Origin of the sequence: Vibrio sp. ED002 (assembly GCF_023277445.1) — a bacterium.
Taxonomy (GTDB): domain Bacteria; phylum Pseudomonadota; class Gammaproteobacteria; order Enterobacterales; family Vibrionaceae; genus Vibrio; species Vibrio jasicida.
Window position 1 is genome coordinate 2,898,572 of the sequence record NZ_CP080238.1, and the last position, 16,963, is coordinate 2,915,534.

General features: G+C 45.8%; 19 protein-coding genes. 4 read left to right on the forward strand and 15 right to left on the reverse strand.

Annotated elements, in window-relative coordinates; all coding sequences use genetic code 11:
* Positions 1-15: 15 nt before the first annotated feature.
* Both ITG12_RS13515 and glsB read left to right on the forward strand, forming a co-directional pair.
* Positions 16-1,044, forward strand: a complete 1,029-nt coding sequence (locus ITG12_RS13515) for a DNA methylase (RefSeq protein ID WP_038880398.1) — start codon at positions 16-18, stop codon at positions 1,042-1,044.
* Positions 1,045-1,146: 102 nt separating this feature from the next.
* The gene (glsB, locus tag ITG12_RS13520) at positions 1,147-2,067 is read left to right on the forward strand and encodes a glutaminase B (protein WP_038873199.1); all 921 of its coding nucleotides are present in this window, start codon (positions 1,147-1,149) and stop codon (positions 2,065-2,067) included.
* A gap of 246 nt (positions 2,068-2,313) precedes the next feature.
* Here glsB and hemW read toward each other — a convergent pair whose 3' ends face one another.
* From hemW to ITG12_RS13555, 7 genes are all read right to left on the reverse strand, one after another.
* A complete protein-coding gene (gene hemW, locus ITG12_RS13525) occupies positions 2,314-3,486 on the reverse strand; it encodes a radical SAM family heme chaperone HemW (RefSeq protein WP_038880395.1) in 1,173 nt (390 codons plus the stop codon).
* 18 nt (positions 3,487-3,504) lie between these two features.
* Positions 3,505-4,107 carry an XTP/dITP diphosphatase gene (locus tag ITG12_RS13530; protein WP_005436525.1) on the reverse strand — a complete coding sequence of 201 codons (603 nt, stop codon included), beginning with the start codon at positions 4,105-4,107 and terminating at the stop codon, positions 3,505-3,507.
* Between the two features lie 371 nt (positions 4,108-4,478).
* On the reverse strand, positions 4,479-4,910 hold the full coding sequence (locus ITG12_RS13535; protein ID WP_038873192.1) for a DUF4426 domain-containing protein: 432 nt from the start codon (positions 4,908-4,910) through the stop codon (positions 4,479-4,481).
* A gap of 63 nt (positions 4,911-4,973) precedes the next feature.
* Complete coding sequence (yggU, locus tag ITG12_RS13540) at positions 4,974-5,264, reverse strand: DUF167 family protein YggU (protein WP_038873189.1); 291 nt, start codon at positions 5,262-5,264, stop codon at positions 4,974-4,976.
* Positions 5,264-5,821 (reverse strand): YggT family protein, encoded by a 558-nt coding sequence (locus tag ITG12_RS13545; RefSeq protein ID WP_248873141.1) that lies wholly within the window; start codon positions 5,819-5,821, stop codon positions 5,264-5,266. The genes yggU and ITG12_RS13545 overlap by 1 nt, the downstream gene beginning before the upstream one ends.
* 54 nt (positions 5,822-5,875) lie before the next feature.
* The gene (gene proC / locus ITG12_RS13550; protein ID WP_042602344.1) at positions 5,876-6,694 is read right to left on the reverse strand and encodes a pyrroline-5-carboxylate reductase; all 819 of its coding nucleotides are present in this window, start codon (positions 6,692-6,694) and stop codon (positions 5,876-5,878) included.
* A 130-nt stretch (positions 6,695-6,824) separates the two neighbouring features.
* Positions 6,825-7,535: a YggS family pyridoxal phosphate-dependent enzyme gene (locus tag ITG12_RS13555; RefSeq protein ID WP_038873183.1), complete on the reverse strand. Its 711-nt coding sequence runs from the start codon at positions 7,533-7,535 to the stop codon at positions 6,825-6,827.
* A gap of 28 nt (positions 7,536-7,563) precedes the next feature.
* On the opposite strand from ITG12_RS13555, the gene ITG12_RS13560 reads away from it, so the two are divergent.
* Positions 7,564-8,604, forward strand: coding sequence for a type IV pilus twitching motility protein PilT (locus ITG12_RS13560; RefSeq protein WP_038873181.1), 1,041 nt, complete (start codon positions 7,564-7,566; stop codon positions 8,602-8,604).
* Between the two features lie 30 nt (positions 8,605-8,634).
* Positions 8,635-9,741, forward strand: coding sequence for a PilT/PilU family type 4a pilus ATPase (locus ITG12_RS13565; RefSeq protein WP_038873178.1), 1,107 nt, complete (start codon positions 8,635-8,637; stop codon positions 9,739-9,741).
* A 223-nt stretch (positions 9,742-9,964) separates the two neighbouring features.
* On the opposite strand, the gene ruvX is transcribed toward ITG12_RS13565, so the two are convergent.
* The 8 genes from ruvX to metK form a co-directional block, all read right to left on the reverse strand.
* On the reverse strand, positions 9,965-10,390 hold the full coding sequence (gene ruvX, locus ITG12_RS13570; RefSeq protein ID WP_038868128.1) for a Holliday junction resolvase RuvX: 426 nt from the start codon (positions 10,388-10,390) through the stop codon (positions 9,965-9,967).
* Between the two features lie 53 nt (positions 10,391-10,443).
* Positions 10,444-11,007 (reverse strand): YqgE/AlgH family protein, encoded by a 564-nt coding sequence (locus ITG12_RS13575; protein WP_038868129.1) that lies wholly within the window; start codon positions 11,005-11,007, stop codon positions 10,444-10,446.
* 111 nt (positions 11,008-11,118) lie between these two features.
* A complete protein-coding gene (gene gshB / locus ITG12_RS13580; RefSeq protein WP_038881134.1) occupies positions 11,119-12,069 on the reverse strand; it encodes a glutathione synthase in 951 nt (316 codons plus the stop codon).
* A 14-nt stretch (positions 12,070-12,083) separates the two neighbouring features.
* A complete protein-coding gene (gene rsmE, locus ITG12_RS13585; RefSeq protein WP_038868134.1) occupies positions 12,084-12,815 on the reverse strand; it encodes a 16S rRNA (uracil(1498)-N(3))-methyltransferase in 732 nt (243 codons plus the stop codon).
* Positions 12,816-12,962: 147 nt separating this feature from the next.
* The gene (gene endA, locus ITG12_RS13590) at positions 12,963-13,658 is read right to left on the reverse strand and encodes a deoxyribonuclease I (RefSeq protein WP_038881140.1); all 696 of its coding nucleotides are present in this window, start codon (positions 13,656-13,658) and stop codon (positions 12,963-12,965) included.
* 150 nt (positions 13,659-13,808) lie between these two features.
* Positions 13,809-14,306 carry a SprT family zinc-dependent metalloprotease gene (locus tag ITG12_RS13595; protein ID WP_038868139.1) on the reverse strand — a complete coding sequence of 166 codons (498 nt, stop codon included), beginning with the start codon at positions 14,304-14,306 and terminating at the stop codon, positions 13,809-13,811.
* Positions 14,307-14,372: 66 nt separating this feature from the next.
* Positions 14,373-15,170: a DUF2189 domain-containing protein gene (locus ITG12_RS13600; protein WP_038868141.1), complete on the reverse strand. Its 798-nt coding sequence runs from the start codon at positions 15,168-15,170 to the stop codon at positions 14,373-14,375.
* 279 nt (positions 15,171-15,449) lie between these two features.
* Complete coding sequence (gene metK, locus ITG12_RS13605) at positions 15,450-16,604, reverse strand: methionine adenosyltransferase (protein ID WP_038868143.1); 1,155 nt, start codon at positions 16,602-16,604, stop codon at positions 15,450-15,452.
* Between the last annotated feature and the right edge of the window lie 359 nt (positions 16,605-16,963).

Consider the following 16,963-nt stretch of genomic DNA (forward strand, 5'->3'; position numbering starts at 1 on the left):
CTAAGGAGCCAGTAGATGTACCACTACGCGATATTAGCGAATCCGGGTCACAACCGAATTTACTTTGATAGCGCAATGACCATTGCATGTTCCGAGCTAAAAGCAATTTTGGCTTCTGAAGGTGTTGAAGTGACTGAAATTGGTAACAAAGACGTCGGCTTACCTGCTGCGCTCGTGTTCTCTTGTGAAGACGCGTTACGCGATCAGCAATCCGGTAAAATTGCCGCGTCATCTATCTACTATGCGCTATTTGAAGTGCGTGAAGATGGCTTATTACGTCCGATTCAGGCGCCTGCATTCAATACTTTCCCTGAGAGCATGAGCCAGATCCTACGTTACACCGGTAAAACGAATGAACAGTTTACGCGTTTGATGGTGAACTTAGGCGTGAGTGCGTCCAATACGGATAGTGCTCAATTAACGCTGATGGATCCAATGTGTGGTAAGGGTACAACTCTGTTTGAAGGTTTGATCCACGGCTTGAATGTAGTGGGTGTGGAGATCAACCAGAAATGGGTACAAGAGATCCAAACCTTCATCGTTAAGTTTATGAAGAACGGTCGCTTCAAGCACAAAGTGAGCAAAGAAAAGCGCACTTCTGGTGGTAAGAAGGTGGCCGATGGTTTCGTGGTTGAAGCCGCGTCAGAGAAAGAAGAGTACAACAAAGGTAATCTTCAGACGATGAAGCTGTATTCAGCAGACACGCGAATTGCCGATCAAGTGGTTAAGAAGAACTCTGTTGATGTGATGGTGTCTGATTTGCCTTACGGTGTGCAACACGGTAGCAAAAACGCAAAAGACAGCAAACTGAACCGTAGCCCTCTGGAGCTGCTACAAGAAGCTCTGCCTGCATGGAAAGTGGTGCTGAAAAAGCAAGGTTCGGTCGTGCTGTCTTTCAATGAGTTCACTCTGAAATGGAAGGACGTGGCGGCATTATTTGAAGAGCAAGGGTGGAAGGTACTTTCAGAAGAGCCTTACATCGGTTATCTTCACCGTGTTGATCAGTCCATCAACCGCAACATCATTGTGGCAATAAAACCATAATCGACTTGAGTCGAATAAATTCCATGGAAAAGCCAACGTCCGCGTTGGCTTTTTTTACCTCTGAACTCAGCCATTTGGGTTCTTGTGACAAGAAGGTAGAAGATGAAACCTACAGCGCAAATTTTGACAGACATTCTAGCGGAAGTTCGCCCTTTAATTGGTCAAGGAAAAGTCGCCGATTACATTCCCGCATTGGCAAAAGTACCCAATACCAAACTGGGTATTGCGGTATACACCAATGAAGGTGAAGTGATTAAAGCGGGCGATGCAGAAGAGTCGTTTTCGATTCAGTCGATCTCAAAAGCGTTGAGCCTGACTCTGGCTATGTGCTTGTACAAGCAAGAAGAGATCTGGTCTCGTGTAGGTAAAGAGCCTTCTGGTCAGGCGTTTAACTCGATGATCCAGTTAGAGATGGAGCTGGGCATCCCACGTAACCCATTCATTAACGCCGGTGCTATTGTAGTTGCTGATTTGCTGCAAAGTCGTCTCTCAGCGCCGCGTCAGCGTCTATTGGAATTTGCTCGTCAGTTATCTGGTGATACTCATATCGTGTATGACAAAGTCGTAGCGGCTTCAGAAATGATGCATGGCGACCGCAACGCTGCGATTGCTTACCTGATGCGCTCATTTGGTAACTTTGAAAACGAGGTTATTCCGGTATTGCAAAACTACTTCCATGCCTGCGCTTTAAAGATGAGTTGTGTGGATTTGGCAAAGACCTTTAGCTACTTAGCGAATAAAGGCACATCGGTACAAACGGGTAAATCAGTGGTCTCGGCGGTGCAGACAAAACAGTTGAATGCGCTATTGGCCACGTGTGGTTTGTACGATGGTGCTGGTGAATTTGCATACCGCGTTGGTATGCCGGGTAAATCTGGTGTCGGTGGTGGCATTATCGCTATTGTCCCAGGTGAGATGACGATTGCAGTATGGTCTCCGGAGCTTGATGCTTCGGGTAACTCGTTGGCAGGTACTAAAGCGCTTGAGTTACTTTCAGAGCGTATTGGTCGTTCGATTTTCTAAGGAAAAGAGACGAGAAGCGAGAACGGATCGCGTCCTTTGGAATCGCTTCGTTTTAGAGGCTTTAGAGAAAGAAGTGTTACAACGAATAAAACAAAGGGTTGGCGTTTGTGCGCCAACCCTTTGTTATTTATAGTAGAGACAAAGGCTGTATTGGCTTGGTCGAATATATCCATAGCCGTTTCAGCGAATCTCTCGGAGTGAAGCGTTCTTTAGGACACAGTCCGTTCCCAAATCTCGAATCTGCTCTTATTCCTCTTCCACCATAAAGGCTTCAAGCAAGTCATTCAGGAACAGCTTACCTTTCTCGGTAATTTGCCAGTGAGTCTCTGTTTCACTCAGATAACTCATCTCAAGCGCCCAATCGATAGTCTCTTGAATTGAGCTCAACGGAAGACCTGTCGTATCGATGTAGTCTTGTTTCGGGCACGCTTCCGTTAAGCGGAAACGGTTCATAAAGAACTCAAACGGACGATCTTCATCAGCCACAAGCTGTTCACTATCTAGGTACGGCTTCACCATATTTTGGTATGCCATCAAATAGCCACGTGGGTGTTTGACCTTAGTGGTACGAACGATGCGACCATCAGCAAAGCTCAGCTTGCCGTGTGAGCCACAGCCAATGCCAAGGTAGTCACCAAAGCGCCAGTAGTTCAGGTTGTGCTGACACTGATAGCTAGGCTTGCTGTAACCAGAAATCTCGTACTGAACGTAACCTGCCGCTGCGAGCTTCTCATGTCCTTGCTCGAAGATATCCCACAAGTCATCGTCATCTGGCAAAGTCGGTGGCTTGTAGTAGAACATGGTGTTTGGTTCGATGGTCAGCTGATACCAAGACAGGTGCGGTGGCGCCAACTCAATCGCTTTGTCCAAATCTGCTAAGGCTTGTTCGATGCTTTGATCTGGTAAGCCGTGCATGAGATCGAGGTTAAAGCTGTTCAAACCGATTTGGTGTGCCAGCTTAGCGGCATTGACGGCTTCGTCTTGACCGTGAATGCGCCCCAAACGCTCAAGCTTCTGTTGCTCAAAGCTTTGCACGCCGATAGAGATGCGCGTTACACCAGCCTTGCGGTAGCCAGCAAAACGTTCTGCTTCGATAGTGCCTGGGTTGGCTTCCATGGTGATTTCTATTTCAGGCTTGAACGGAATACGCGCTTCAATGCCCTTAAGTAGATGCTCGATGCCTTCTGCCGAAATCAAACTCGGCGTACCACCACCAATGAAGATTGAATGCAGTGGACGTGGCGCTTCGCTAAGGCGGTATTTCTCAATGTCGGTATCCAAGTCTTCAAGAAGGGCATTGATGTACTCTTCTTCTGGGATCTCGGCTTTGAGCGCGTGAGAGTTAAAGTCGCAATATGGGCACTTTTGTACACACCATGGGATGTGTACATACAAGCTCAGTGCTGGGGGCGTTAACATGGTCTAATTCGCTCGTGATTACTGAGATACTTGCTCAGACAGTTGAGCAAACAACGATTTGAGTGCTTTACCGCGGTGAGACAGTTGTTTTTTACGTGCTGGCTCAAGTTCGGCAGACGCACAGTTGTCTTCAGGAACAAAGAAGATTGGGTCGTAGCCAAAGCCATTTTCACCATGTGCTTCAGTTAGAATGCGACCTTCCCACTTACCGTGACAAACGATAGGGGTTGGATCGTTCTCATGACGCATCAAAACCAATACGCAGTGGAAACGAGCGGTGCGCTCTGCTTCTGGTACGCCTTCCATTGCTTTAAGCAGCTTCTCTAGGTTCTCTTGGTCAGAGGCTTTTTCACCTGCATAACGTGCAGAGTAAATGCCAGGCGCGCCTTTCAAGAAATCGACTTCTAAGCCTGAGTCGTCCGCAATCGCAGGAAGACCCGTTTCTTGTGCTGCATGGCGAGCTTTGATGATCGCGTTTTCGATGAAAGTCGTGCCAGTTTCTGCTACTTCAGATACGTTGAATTCACTTTGCGCTAATACTTCAAAACCGAAGTCAGACAGCAGATCTGCCATCTCACGAACTTTGCCTTGGTTGCCTGTTGCTAGCACTATCTTTTTCATGGTCGTCTCTTTCTGTAGCGATAAAGGGAGAACGCAGTGTTCTCCCCGATTAAATTGGTGCTAGGGTCTGTTGACCTTTCGCGGTTAAATTTTGTTCGAGATAAAATCGTTTTAGGTGAGGCAAGGAGTGTGTCGCCTAGTCACTCTAAGCAAATACTCCTTAACAAAGCATAAAACGATTTTAGCCGAACCCTTTGGGCAGCGTTTGTTGGTCATTTCTACTGCGTTATCGACTTCTCATGTAGGCTAGCTACATAGCAAAGTCTCTGCCTTGTATAAATACCCAACAATTCGCTGCAAAAATCAGCTCGAAAGGTAAACAAACCCTAAGGTTATGATGTTCTAAAAGCTTTTAGATCATCACAACCTAATTACTCTTCGACATAAAATTTCTGGGTGAATTTAAGCTTACCTGAGCCTTTGTTTCCAGCTTTAACGTCAATATCGAAGGTAAAAGTTTCTTCGTTGGTAATGCCAAGTTCAGCTAAGTAGTAAATCGCATTACCTTCTTTTACTTCTCGGAAGGTGAGTTTCTGCGTTTGGCCAATCAAGTTCTTCGCTTGGCCAGTGATTTTTGCGTCAACTGCTGGTTTACCTAGTGAGGCGCTGTCTAATACGCTGATGTTCACTACTGCATTATAGCCATTACGCTTGATGTCGTAGCTACGAGCGATCTTTGACGTCAGAAAGGTCGAGTTAAACGCAACATAGTGAACTTCGATGTCTTTCATGGTTTTGAACTGACCTGCCATGCTTGGTAAAGATAAAAGGCTGATCAATAGGGCGGTAATCCATTTGCTCATTATTACTTCCTCGAATCGATATTCGTTATTTAATTTGATACGAAAATCGTAAATAAAAAGCCATCAAATGATGGCTTTAATTTCGCTTGGTATTTGTATTGGAGATTCTATCCGAATTTGCTTATGACGTCCCAGTTCACCTTTTTCTATGTGAACCAAGCCCTTAGCAACTTTGAATTGTTTCGCCAAAAACTTGGTGAGGTGTGCATTCGCTTTACCATCGACAGGCGGTGCGGTGATGGCAATTTTAAGCTCTTCACCATGCAAGCCGACGACCTTGTCGCGGCTCGCTTTTGGTTGAATATAGAGTTTGAGAATGACATCCTCGCCATCGAGCCAAACGGCGGCTGACATTATAGTTGGTACCAGATTGGACCAATCACGTCACCCATTAGGAAGTTCGCGAATTGCAGACCGATAAACAATACGAGTACGCTTAAATCAAAACCACCCATCGCAGGTAGGATACGGCGAATTGGTGCGAGCATTGGCTCTGTTAATTGATGGAATACGTACTCGATTGGGCTGCGACCTTGGCTTACCCAGCTTAGAATCGCACGGATCAATAGAACCCAGAATAGCAAGCCACCAGCGGCTTTAACTAATGATAGCAAACCTAGGAATAGGAAATCGGCACTGAAAGAAACCGAACCACTTGATGCAATCAGGATCAATGCAACGAACTTAAGTACGCACAGTACGTAAGTAAAAAGCACTGTCGCTAGATCGATACCACCGACAGAAGGGATGACTCGACGTAATGGCCCCACAACTGGCTGTGTTGCTTTAACGATAAACTGCGAGAATGGGTTGTAGAAATCTGCACGGGCAGCTTGCAACCAAATACGCAAAATGACGACCATGATGTACAGGTCAAATAGGGTTGAGATGAGAAAACTCATTGAATTCATAAGGTACCCTTAACAAGTAAAGAACGACACGCCCTAGTTGTGCCGTTCAGATAATTAAAACAGTTTTTCCATTTCTTCAGCGCGAGCAACCGCAGCTTGCATTGCTTTCGCCACAATATCAGACAGTTGATGTTCGTTGAACGTACGTAGCGCTTCTGCCGTTGTGCCACCTTTTGATGTCACGTTCTCGCGTAGCGTTGAAAGTTCAGTTTCTGGATTTTCCACTACCATGCTTGCAGCGCCAAGTGCTGCTTGCTGAACTAACATGCGTGCGGTGTCTTTATCGAAGCCTTGAGCAATCGCTTCAGCTTGCATCGCTTCCATAAATAGGAAGAAGTACGCCGGTGCACTGCCTGCTGCTGCAATAACGTTGTTGATACCCGATTCTTGCCCAACCCAACACACCTTACCGCATGCTTGCATTAGTTCTGTTGCGAAGGCTTTGTCTTGTTCTGAAACAGATTCAGGCGCATATAGACCACTCATACCCAAACCAAGTTGGGATGGTGTGTTTGGCATTACGCGAACCAAGTTGAGCTTATTCGCTAACATGTCATCCAAACGTGAACAGTTGATACCTGCTGCGATAGAGATAACCAGTTTGTTGCTGAAGTCGATAGATTGCAGTGGTTTACACACTTCCTCCATCATTTGTGGCTTCACAGACAATACCACCACGTCCGCTTCCGTTGCAGCTGCGATGTTATCGCTGGTGGTACGGATACCAAAGTCTTGCTCAAGAGGCTGGCGGCGCGTCTCAGATGGCGCGGTTGCGACAATGTTTTGAGCAGGGTAGCCATTAGCGACGAGACCCGAGACAATGGCTCTCACCATGTTCCCTGCGCCGATAAAGGCAATCTTTTTATGTTCCATATGTCTGATTTCCAAATATAAATTCTTACAATTTGTTGTGCGCACGGGTGTATAATCGCACCACTTTGCTCTGACTGCCCAAAGAAAGGCTGTCAGACTCAAGTTCACAGTGTCTGGCAACAATACGCTTTTATTGCTGTTTGCCGTAGTCTCGTGCGCCAAAAATAGCGGTGCCGATGCGAACCATAGTACTGCCCGCTTCTATAGCAGCATCCATGTCACCGCTCATGCCCATAGAGAGCGTGTCGACATCTGGGTACTGCTGAGCTAGCTTGTGCTTAAGTTCAGATAATTGTTTGAACGCTCGCAGTTGTGATTCGTAATCTGGCACGTTAGCAGGAATCGACATCAACCCTCTTAACGTGAGGTTTGGAAGGCGAGAAATCAACTCAGCCAGCTCGAATATTTCTGCATCGTTGACGCCAGATTTAGAATCTTCACCACTGGTGTTTACTTGAATCAGCACTTGTAACGGTTTTAGCTCACTTGGGCGCTGGTCATTTAAACGTTGAGCGATCTTAGCGCGATCAATGGTGTGAACCCAATCGAAATGTTCAGCGACAGGACGTGATTTATTGGACTGAATTGGCCCAATGAAGTGCCATTCGATTCGATAATCTGGATAATGCTCGGCAAAGTGCTGAACTTTACTGACGCCCTCTTGGACGTAGTTTTCACCAAACGCCACTTGGCCTGATTGGTAGGCTTCGAGAACCGCCTCGACAGGTTTAGTTTTGCTTACTGCTAAAAGTTGCACTGACTCTGGAGAACGGCCACATTTTTGTTCGTCGTGTCGAATTTGAGAGGTGATATGTTCAATGTTTTGTTGAATACTACTCATAGCTGTACTTTAGACTTAAGGATTTTAAATGGATATCACTGAGTTACTGGATTTTAGTGTAAAACATAATGCTTCGGATCTACATCTTTCTGCAGGTGTACCACCAATGGTTCGTATTGATGGTGATGTGAGAAAACTGGGCATTCCAGCGTTTACACACCAAGAAGTGCACCGTTTGGTTTTTGAAATCATGAACGATGCGCAGCGCAGTGAATTCGAAGAAAAACTCGAAGTCGATTTCTCATTTGAATTGCACAATGTTGGCCGTTTTCGTGTCAACGCCTTCAACCAATCTCGTGGCTGTGCGGCGGTGTTCCGTACCATCCCAAGTAGCATTCCAACACTGGAAGAGCTAGAAGCGCCAGAGATCTTCAAAAAGATTGCTAACGCAGAAAAAGGGTTAGTACTGGTTACCGGTCCAACAGGTTCGGGTAAATCGACAACCTTGGCTGCCATTGTTGACTACATTAACCGTAATCACAACAAGCATATTCTTACAATTGAAGATCCTATTGAATTTGTTCACAACAACAATAAGTGTTTGATCAACCAACGTGAAGTACACCGTGATACGCATAGCTTCCAAAATGCGCTTCGCAGCGCGCTACGTGAAGACCCGGATGTCATTCTAGTTGGTGAGATGCGTGACAAAGAAACTATCAGTTTGGCGCTGACGGCTGCTGAAACGGGTCACCTTGTTTTCGGTACGCTGCATACTAGCTCAGCAGCGAAAACCATCGACCGTATTATCGACGTATTCCCAGGTAGTGACAAAGACATGGTGCGTTCGATGCTGTCGGAGTCGTTGCGTTCGGTTATTGCGCAAAAGCTGCTTAAGCGAAATGGTGGAGGCCGTATTGCTTGTCATGAGATCATGATGGCAACGCCAGCAATCCGTAACTTGATCCGCGAAGATAAAGTGGCGCAGATGTACTCGATCATTCAAACCGGTGCGGCACATGGCATGCAAACCATGGAACAAAATGCCCGTCAGTTGATGGCTCAAGGTATGGTATCGCGTGAAGAAGTCGACAAGAAAGTCGAAATCGAAGCGCAGCAATTCTCGTAACGATCACATAGGTAATAGCGAACCCGGAAGATGGATCTGAATAAATTTCTCGAAGGCATGCTGGCGTTAAAAGCGTCGGATCTTTATATCACGGTTGGTGCGCCGATCTTATTTCGTGTGGATGGCGAACTGCGTCCGCAAGGGGATAAGTTGAGTGAAAATGACGTAGCCATGCTGCTCGATAGTGCAATGGATCCAGAGCGACGTCAGGAGTTTCGTAAAAGTCGAGAATCAAACTTTGCGATTGTCCGAGATTGTGGCCGCTTCCGTGTTAGTGCTTTCTTTCAGCGAGAATTACCTGGTGCGGTGATTCGTCGTATCGAAACCAACATTCCTACGTTTGAACAGCTTAAGCTGCCTTTAGTGTTGCAAGATCTTGCGATAGCGAAACGTGGCTTAGTGCTGGTGGTTGGTGCTACAGGTTCCGGTAAGTCGACCACTATGGCGGCGATGACGGGTTACCGTAACAGTAATAAAACAGGTCACATTCTGACAGTTGAAGACCCAATCGAATTTGTGCACGAGCACAAGCGTTGTATCGTGACTCAGCGTGAAGTGGGATTGGATACCGACAGCTATGAAGTCGCGTTAAAGAACTCATTACGCCAAGCGCCTGACATGATTTTGATTGGTGAGATCCGTAGCCGCGAAACGATGGAATACGCAATGACCTTTGCCGAGACTGGTCACTTGTGTATGGCTACATTGCACGCGAATAACGCAAACCAAGCACTTGAGCGTATTTTGCACCTAGTGCCAAAAGATCAGAAAGATCAGTTCCTGTTTGATCTGTCGATGAACTTAAAAGGCGTAGTAGGTCAACAGCTGATCCGTGATAAAAACGGTCAAGGACGTCATGGCGTGTTTGAGATTCTGCTAAATAGTCCACGAGTTTCTGATCTGATCCGTCGCGGTGATCTGCATGAGTTAAAAACCACCATGGCACGCTCTAATGAATTCGGGATGCTGACGTTTGATCAGTCGCTCTATAAATTGGTGATGCAAGGCAAGATCAGTGAAGAAGATGCATTGCACAGTGCGGATTCAGCTAACGATCTGCGTTTGATGTTGAAGACGCAACGCGGTGAAGCTTTCTCTACAGGCACGCTGGCGAACGTTAAGATCGATATGGATTAATACCAATCGTAGTAAATAACTGGTCATTCTAGCTTGTTAAAATACTCGATAACTGCGTTGCAATTTTTGATTGTAGAATAACTACTTATCGAAAAATTGCGCCTTGTTCTCAAGCATTTTCCCTACGCTATTTCTGATCACTTATTTACTGTGATTGGTATAATCTACTCCAGAAATGAAGAAGGTTGGCAGAAGCCAACCTTTTTTCTTTATGCTTGAATGTCTACTCACCCCAAAGGTTTTCAAACCAACTTTCAAGAATCACCACCGCTGACTGACAGTCGATGTTACCCTTCGATAACGCTTTGTAGCCACCCATACTGAATAAATCAGCACGAGCTTCTGCTGTCGACAGACGTTCGTCATGCAACTCAACAGGTAAGCCATATCGGCCTTGAAGGCGGTTGGCGAACTTTTTCGCTCGTGGCGTAATGGTTTCTAGATCTTTCCCGTGCAGGTCAGTCGGTAAGCCAACAACCAATAAGTCTGGTTGCCATTCTTTGATTTGTTTTTCGATATCATCCCAGTTTGGAATGCCATCATTGGCTTTAAACGCTTTTAATGGTGAAGCGGTGCCAGTAATTTCTTGGCCAATCGCGCTACCAATACTCTTGGTGCCAAAATCAAAGGCCATAACAGTGCGTGACATAATGTGTCTCGAATCTCAATTGGGTGGAAAACTTAACGTATTACGCAAGTGGGTTATGCATGTCCGGCGTCAGAAGATAACTGGCTCGGATCGATACCTAGCTTTTCGACGGCTTTTTTCCAACGATCGATAATAGGAGTATCGAAGATGATCTCTGGTGTGGCTTCAATCGTCAGCCATGAGTTTTCAGCCAGTTCGGTTTCTAACTGACCAGCACTCCAACCTGAATAACCTAACGCAACAAGATAGTCACTTGGTTCTGCCTCTGTGCCGAGTACCGACAGGATGTCTTTGGAAGTGGTGACAGCCAGCTCGTCAGTCATTTGAATGCTCGATTCGTAATAATCTTTTGGTTTATGCAAAATAAAACCACGATCTTCAGAAACAGGGCCGCCATTATAAACAGGCCTGTCCAAACTCGCTTCAAACAGGCGCGGGTGAACAGGTTGTACTTCGACCTGCTTGAGCATGCTACCTACTGTAATATCAACCGGAGCATTGATCATTAGCCCCATCGCACCTTCTTCATTGTGCTCACAGACATAGATAACACTATTCTGAAAGTAGGGGTCTTTCATTCCCGGCATAGCAACTAAGAAATAGTTTGTGAGGTTCATTCTCATTTCGACCTTTCAGTAGGTACTTAAGCAAACGTCACGCACTGATATGTGCATGAGTTTGCTTAAGTTAATGTTCAACGCTCTCTATTAACTGTACTACAGTTTGAGTTATTCGCCTTTGATACGACGTTCGATCGCATCCATGAGCTTACCAGTGATAGAAATATCAAATGCTGCTTCAATTTCACGAATACACGTTGGGCTGGTGACGTTGATTTCCGTTAGCTTGTCGCCAATCACGTCAAGGCCAACAAAGATAAGACCTTTTTCTTTCAATGTTGGTGCGACGGCTTGTGCGATTTTCATGTCAGTTTCACTCAGTGGACGAGCTTCACCGGTACCACCAGCAGCCAAGTTGCCGCGCGTTTCGCCTTTTGCAGGGATACGAGCTAGGCAGTAAGGCATTGGTTCACCATCAACCACAAGAATACGCTTGTCACCATTGCTGATGTCAGGTACGAAGGTTTGCGCCATTGCGTAGTTTTGGCCGTGGTTAGTCAGCGTTTCGATGATCACAGATACGTTTGGATCGTTCTCTTTTACGCGGAAGATAGATGCACCACCCATGCCATCAAGTGGTTTTAGGATCACATCACCATGCTCTTCACGAAAAGCTTTAATCTTCTGTGCTTTTCGCGTCACGATAGTAGTTGGTGTGAGTTCAGGGAACCAAGCTGTGAACAGTTTCTCGTTACAGTCGCGTAGGCTTTGTGGTTTGTTAACGATCAGTGCACCTTGTTCTTCAGCACGTTCAAGGATGTAAGTCGCGTAGATGTACTCAGTGTCGAATGGAGGATCTTTACGCATCAGAACCGCATCTAACTCAGAAAGCTCGATAGTTTGCTCTGATTTGAATTCGTACCAGCCAGTTGGATCTTCTTTTAATTCAACCACTTTGGTATCCGCAATTGCTTTACCTTGGTCTAGATGAAGATCATTCATTTCCATGTAGTGGATTTCGTAACCGCGGCGCTGCGCTTCAAGCATCATGGCAAAGCTAGAGTCTTTCTTGATGTTAATGGACGAGATTGGGTCCATAACAATACCGAGTTTGATCATTGTTTTTCTCCGTTTTAACCAAGATCGCCGAAACGAACTTGTAAGGCTGTAATTGCGGTAAGAGCCGCAGTCTCGGTGCGCAGTACGCGAGGACCGAGTAGCGTTTCTTCAAATTGATGTTCGCGTGTCATGCCGATTTCTTCTGAAGATAGACCGCCTTCAGGGCCAATCAATAGCCGTACTTTTTCGACAGGCGTTGGCAGGGTATTGATTGAGTACTTCGCTCGTGGGTGAAGGTTCAGTTTTAAACCGTCGTACGCTTCTTGACACCATTCTTCCAAACTCATGATTGGACGGATCTCAGGCACGACATTGCGACCACATTGTTCACAAGCGCTCACTGCGATTTTTTGCCATTGAGCGAGTTTCTTCTCGAAGCGTTTTTGATCTAGCTTTACGCCACAACGTTCAGAGATAAGAGGTGTGATTGTATTAACACCAAGCTCAACAGACTTTTGGATCGTGAATTCCATCTTATCGCCGCGAGAAATAACCTGACCAAGATGCAGATCTAAAGGTGACTCAATGTTGCTTTCTACACGCTCGGTTAATTCAACCATCACATTCTTTTTCGTGACTTCACTAATCACGGCTGGAAATTCTGCGCCACTGCCATCGAAAAGGAGGACTTCTTGTCCCTCTTTCATGCGAAGGACTCGGCCAATGTGGCCTGCTGCATCTTCACTTAGAGCGAGTGCGCCAAGTTGTTGAATGGTTTCTGGATGATAAATTCGAGGGATACGCATCGTGTTTCGATTTCCTGCATACGCGAGTGTTTAGACACTAACATGGATGCTTTCCACCGAAAAAACAAGGGGCAAGAGGCGTTTCCATTTGCAGTAAATAGTTACGCCTCAATTAGCACAAGTTTGCCGCTGTATTTTTGAGGGGAATTACAGTGCTCGACAAGCCTCTTGTACAAATGGGTTATGGTTGCCTTGAACCTTTGAAATGCGCTCGTCACGCTCACATTCCCACTTGTCGACAGGGTAGGTTTTGTTCCACGCACTCATTAACTGAGTTTGTTGCTTAGACAGTTTGAAGCCGTACTCTTTGCTCATGTATAGGTAGGTGCGAGCAATCGAGCCACGAGCGCGGTCTGGTGGCATGACTTTACGTTGCTTGAAGTTAACCTGCATTTCACAGCGGCCATAGCTGACACCGTCCATACCATTCCACTGACTGAAATTGTAATTAGAACGATCGCCGTTCACTTCCCCAATAGCTGGTGTCAGGTTATGAAGGTCGGCTTCCATTGATTTGAAAACTTTGTCGTTTCTTGTGCAGTTTTTGCGTCCGCCATCTTGCCAGCACTGACGCTGGTGGCCGAATTGCCAAGCTGGGACCACGTGCTCCCACTCGATACGAGAAGCACGTTTTTCTTGTTTACGCACTTGGTAGCCACAAGAAGCAAGGTCCGGTACACCTTTCTTACCTTGCCAGTTGATATCACAGCCACAGTAGAAACTGGTTGGGTGATCTTTGTATATTTTAACCGCTTCACGTTTTGCCGCAGAGAAAGAGGTCGGTGGCGCAGCAATTACGGCACTAGAAAGCGCAAACAGGAATAAAGAGAACAGGTATTTCATGATTAAAGTCTTTATAAAGTATGACTTTATTCATTCTAACACGCAGAAATTAGCTTTAGTGATGAGTGTGTTAACAATAATGGGCAAAAAGAAGCCGTTTGAGAACGACAATCTCTGTTTTAGGAATCTGAATATTTCTATTGAGGAGAGTTAAGAGAGCTGAGTGCCAGTGAAGCTTAATGGTTTTCGACACTTTTGGCAGGAATAGACGGCCTCTTTACGCATGACTTTATTGTGGCGTCGAATTGAGAGCGGATAGGCGGTGCAAGCGCAGCGGTACTCAAAGGTCTTACCTTGCACAGAGGCGATATCAAAGCTGTGAGTTGTTTTAGCTGGCACGTTAAAAATGGCTTCCATCACACCTTGCCATTCTTTACCGTGAGGGCGAACACGACCGTATACTTGGTACGTAATGAGATGCGCTACTTCATGTGGTATCACTTCTTTTAGAAAAGCTTGCGGGTTTTCTTTAAAAAGCTTTGGATTTAGACGAACTTCATTCAATTGCAGATAAGCTTTGCCTGCCGCTTTACCACGAACATTAAATGTGACTGCGGGCATCGGAAAAGAACGTTTGAATGCTTGCTCCGCCTTCGTGATGCAAACTGCCATCACTTGTTTGGCTTTGTAGCTCAGCTCTATATCCACACTTACCTCATTATATTTAATAAAAAACCCCCGCGTTTGCGAGGGCAGGATCATAACATCAGTTTTCTAAGGCGTGTGTTTTTTCTTGATCGTTGCATGGTAAGCATGCCAAGTACCATAACCGAGGATTGGCATGGTGAAGAGCATACCTATGCCGTACGTTGCAAAGCCAATTAAGATACCGCCACAAATGATGGCTGCCCATACGATCATCGCAGGAATGTTCGACTTCACAGCGTTAAAGCTGGTAAAGACGGCGGTCATCATGTCTACACGCCTTTCCATCATTAAAGGAATAGAAAAAGCAGAAATACTGAACACGATGCACGCTAATACCAAGCCAACTAGAGAGCCAATCACTAAGAAAGGCAAGAAGTCAGTCAGTGGCGCGCCTTGAACGGACGGATAAAGTGCATGAAGCAGAGCGGCAATTCGCATCCAGAAAATCATACATACCGCGAGCATTACAGCGAATGCCCATTGAGAAGTCGAATTTCGTCCAATGGCTTTCATTGAATGGAACAAGCTTGGTTTGTGTCCACGCTCTCTCTCCCAACTGGCGTCATATAAGCCTAGTGCTAGGAATGGGCCGATTAGCATGTAGACAATTAGACTCGGCATCACCACTAAGTGTGTGCCTTGCCATTGAACCAGAAGCACGATACCAATAGCGGCGGCCATAAAGCAGATGCCGTAAAAGGCACTAATGACTGGCATGCGAACGAAGTCGTGCAGACCCAGTGAGAGCCAATGGAATGGGGCCGAAAGATTCACGGTATTGCACGGAATGGTTCTGGCATATTCGTTATCTGGGACTTCCTTTCGTTTATTTTGGAAGTCAGACGGATTCACGGTACGAGGCATAACTCCTCCTTGATTTATTCCCACGGTGGCACCTAGGCCATAAAGGATGCCTGACTGACGTTTTCATTACTTTTTTCATCACGTGAGTCCGCACCTTATCTCTATACGTTATATGCATCGGAAAGTGCATTTAACATTATGTTAACTATTGGCGGAGTTAGGGCAATTTACAAATAAATGCTGAATTTTTGTTCAAGAAAGAGATAGGAAAAAAAAGGGAGGAGGGAACAAAAAGCCCCTGCCAAAGGCGAGGGCTTTATCGATTCTTGTGTGGCTCGATTACTTGATGCCAGCGAAATCGCGTAGGATAGCTGCTTTATCTGTAGCTTCCCATGGGAACTCTTCGCGACCGAAGTGACCGTATGCTGCTGTCTGCTTGTAGATAGGTTGAAGCAGGTTAAGCATTTCTTGTAGGCCGTATGGACGTAGGTCGAAGTTTTGACGAACCGCTTCAATGATAATGTCGTGTGATACTTTCTCAGTACCGAACGTTTCAACCATGATAGACGTTGGATCAGCAACACCGATAGCGTATGAAAGTTGGATTTCACAACGGTCAGCCATGCCAGCTGCTACGATGTTTTTCGCTACGTAACGTGCCGCGTAAGCTGCTGAGCGGTCTACTTTCGATGGATCTTTACCTGAGAATGCACCACCACCGTGACGAGCTGCACCGCCGTAAGTATCTACGATGATTTTACGACCAGTTAGACCACAGTCACCCATTGGACCACCGATAACGAAGCGACCGGTTGGGTTGATGAAGAAGTTAGTGTCTTTAGTGATCCACTCTGAAGGCAATACTGGCTTGATGATCTCTTCCATCACTGCTTCACGTAGGTCTGGTGTTGTTACTGAATCACAGTGCTGAGTCGAAAGAACAACCGCATCAATACCAACAATCTTGCCTTGGTCGTATTGGAACGTTACTTGAGATTTCGCATCTGGACGAAGGAAGTCTAGTTTACCGCTCTTACGAACTTCAGCTTGCTTCTTAACAAGTAGGTGAGAGTATGTAATTGGAGCTGGCATTAGGATTTCAGTTTCGTTTGTTGCGTAACCGAACATGATGCCTTGGTCGCCGGCGCCTTGCTCTTTAGGGTCTGCTTTATCAACACCTTGGTTGATGTCTGGAGACTGCTTACCGATGGTGTTTAGAACCGCACACGAGTTCGCGTCGAAGCCCATATCAGAGTGAACGTAACCAATTTCACGAACAGTTTCACGAGTGATTTCTTCAATATCAACCCATGCCGACGTTGTTACTTCGCCGCCAACCATAACCATGCCAGTTTTAACGTAAGTCTCACAAGCAACACGTGCTTTTGGGTCTTGCTCAAGAATTGCATCAAGAACTGCGTCAGAGATTTGGTCTGCGATTTTATCTGGATGACCTTCTGATACCGACTCAGAAGTGAACAGGTGCTTAGCCATGATAGCTCCAATCTTAAGGTTTACTCATGGCCAACTAACGCAAGCTTGCCACGAAAAATACAATACAGTTTGTAGGTGTTTCTACATCTAGACGTCTATTTTAAATTGCCGTGTTCGAATTACAAGTTCTTTTTCCAATCCAATTCATCTGACTTATTACCCAATCGTTTGCTTGAAGGATGATGAATTTATAGAAAAATGCAGACAATCAGCGAAAAGATTGAGTTAAAACCTCAAAAATGGTGAGTAAAACGTTTGCAGTCAGAATTTGGCTCTGAGAGAATATTGCGGCGCTTTTATCCCTTCTTAGTAAGATAAAAGCGCCCACATTCCTTTATCAATTCGCTTAATGCACTCAG

What these genes read in the sequence shown, in the direction of transcription:
- ITG12_RS13515 (WP_038880398.1), top strand. Translation starts at nt 16, where the DNA reads ATGTACCACTACGCGATATTAGCGAATCCGGGTCACAACCGAATTTAC.
- glsB (WP_038873199.1), top strand. Translation starts at nt 1,147, where the DNA reads ATGAAACCTACAGCGCAAATTTTGACAGACATTCTAGCGGAAGTTCGC.
- hemW (WP_038880395.1), bottom strand. Translation starts at nt 3,486, where the DNA reads ATGTTAACGCCCCCAGCACTGAGCTTGTATGTACACATCCCATGGTGT.
- ITG12_RS13530 (WP_005436525.1), bottom strand. Translation starts at nt 4,107, where the DNA reads ATGAAAAAGATAGTGCTAGCAACAGGCAACCAAGGCAAAGTTCGTGAG.
- ITG12_RS13535 (WP_038873192.1), bottom strand. Translation starts at nt 4,910, where the DNA reads ATGAGCAAATGGATTACCGCCCTATTGATCAGCCTTTTATCTTTACCA.
- yggU (WP_038873189.1), bottom strand. Translation starts at nt 5,264, where the DNA reads ATGTCAGCCGCCGTTTGGCTCGATGGCGAGGATGTCATTCTCAAACTC.
- ITG12_RS13545 (WP_248873141.1), bottom strand. Translation starts at nt 5,821, where the DNA reads ATGAATTCAATGAGTTTTCTCATCTCAACCCTATTTGACCTGTACATC.
- proC (WP_042602344.1), bottom strand. Translation starts at nt 6,694, where the DNA reads ATGGAACATAAAAAGATTGCCTTTATCGGCGCAGGGAACATGGTGAGA.
- ITG12_RS13555 (WP_038873183.1), bottom strand. Translation starts at nt 7,535, where the DNA reads ATGAGTAGTATTCAACAAAACATTGAACATATCACCTCTCAAATTCGA.
- ITG12_RS13560 (WP_038873181.1), top strand. Translation starts at nt 7,564, where the DNA reads ATGGATATCACTGAGTTACTGGATTTTAGTGTAAAACATAATGCTTCG.
- ITG12_RS13565 (WP_038873178.1), top strand. Translation starts at nt 8,635, where the DNA reads ATGGATCTGAATAAATTTCTCGAAGGCATGCTGGCGTTAAAAGCGTCG.
- ruvX (WP_038868128.1), bottom strand. Translation starts at nt 10,390, where the DNA reads ATGTCACGCACTGTTATGGCCTTTGATTTTGGCACCAAGAGTATTGGT.
- ITG12_RS13575 (WP_038868129.1), bottom strand. Translation starts at nt 11,007, where the DNA reads ATGAACCTCACAAACTATTTCTTAGTTGCTATGCCGGGAATGAAAGAC.
- gshB (WP_038881134.1), bottom strand. Translation starts at nt 12,069, where the DNA reads ATGATCAAACTCGGTATTGTTATGGACCCAATCTCGTCCATTAACATC.
- rsmE (WP_038868134.1), bottom strand. Translation starts at nt 12,815, where the DNA reads ATGCGTATCCCTCGAATTTATCATCCAGAAACCATTCAACAACTTGGC.
- endA (WP_038881140.1), bottom strand. Translation starts at nt 13,658, where the DNA reads ATGAAATACCTGTTCTCTTTATTCCTGTTTGCGCTTTCTAGTGCCGTA.
- ITG12_RS13600 (WP_038868141.1), bottom strand. Translation starts at nt 15,170, where the DNA reads ATGCCTCGTACCGTGAATCCGTCTGACTTCCAAAATAAACGAAAGGAA.
- metK (WP_038868143.1), bottom strand. Translation starts at nt 16,604, where the DNA reads ATGGCTAAGCACCTGTTCACTTCTGAGTCGGTATCAGAAGGTCATCCA.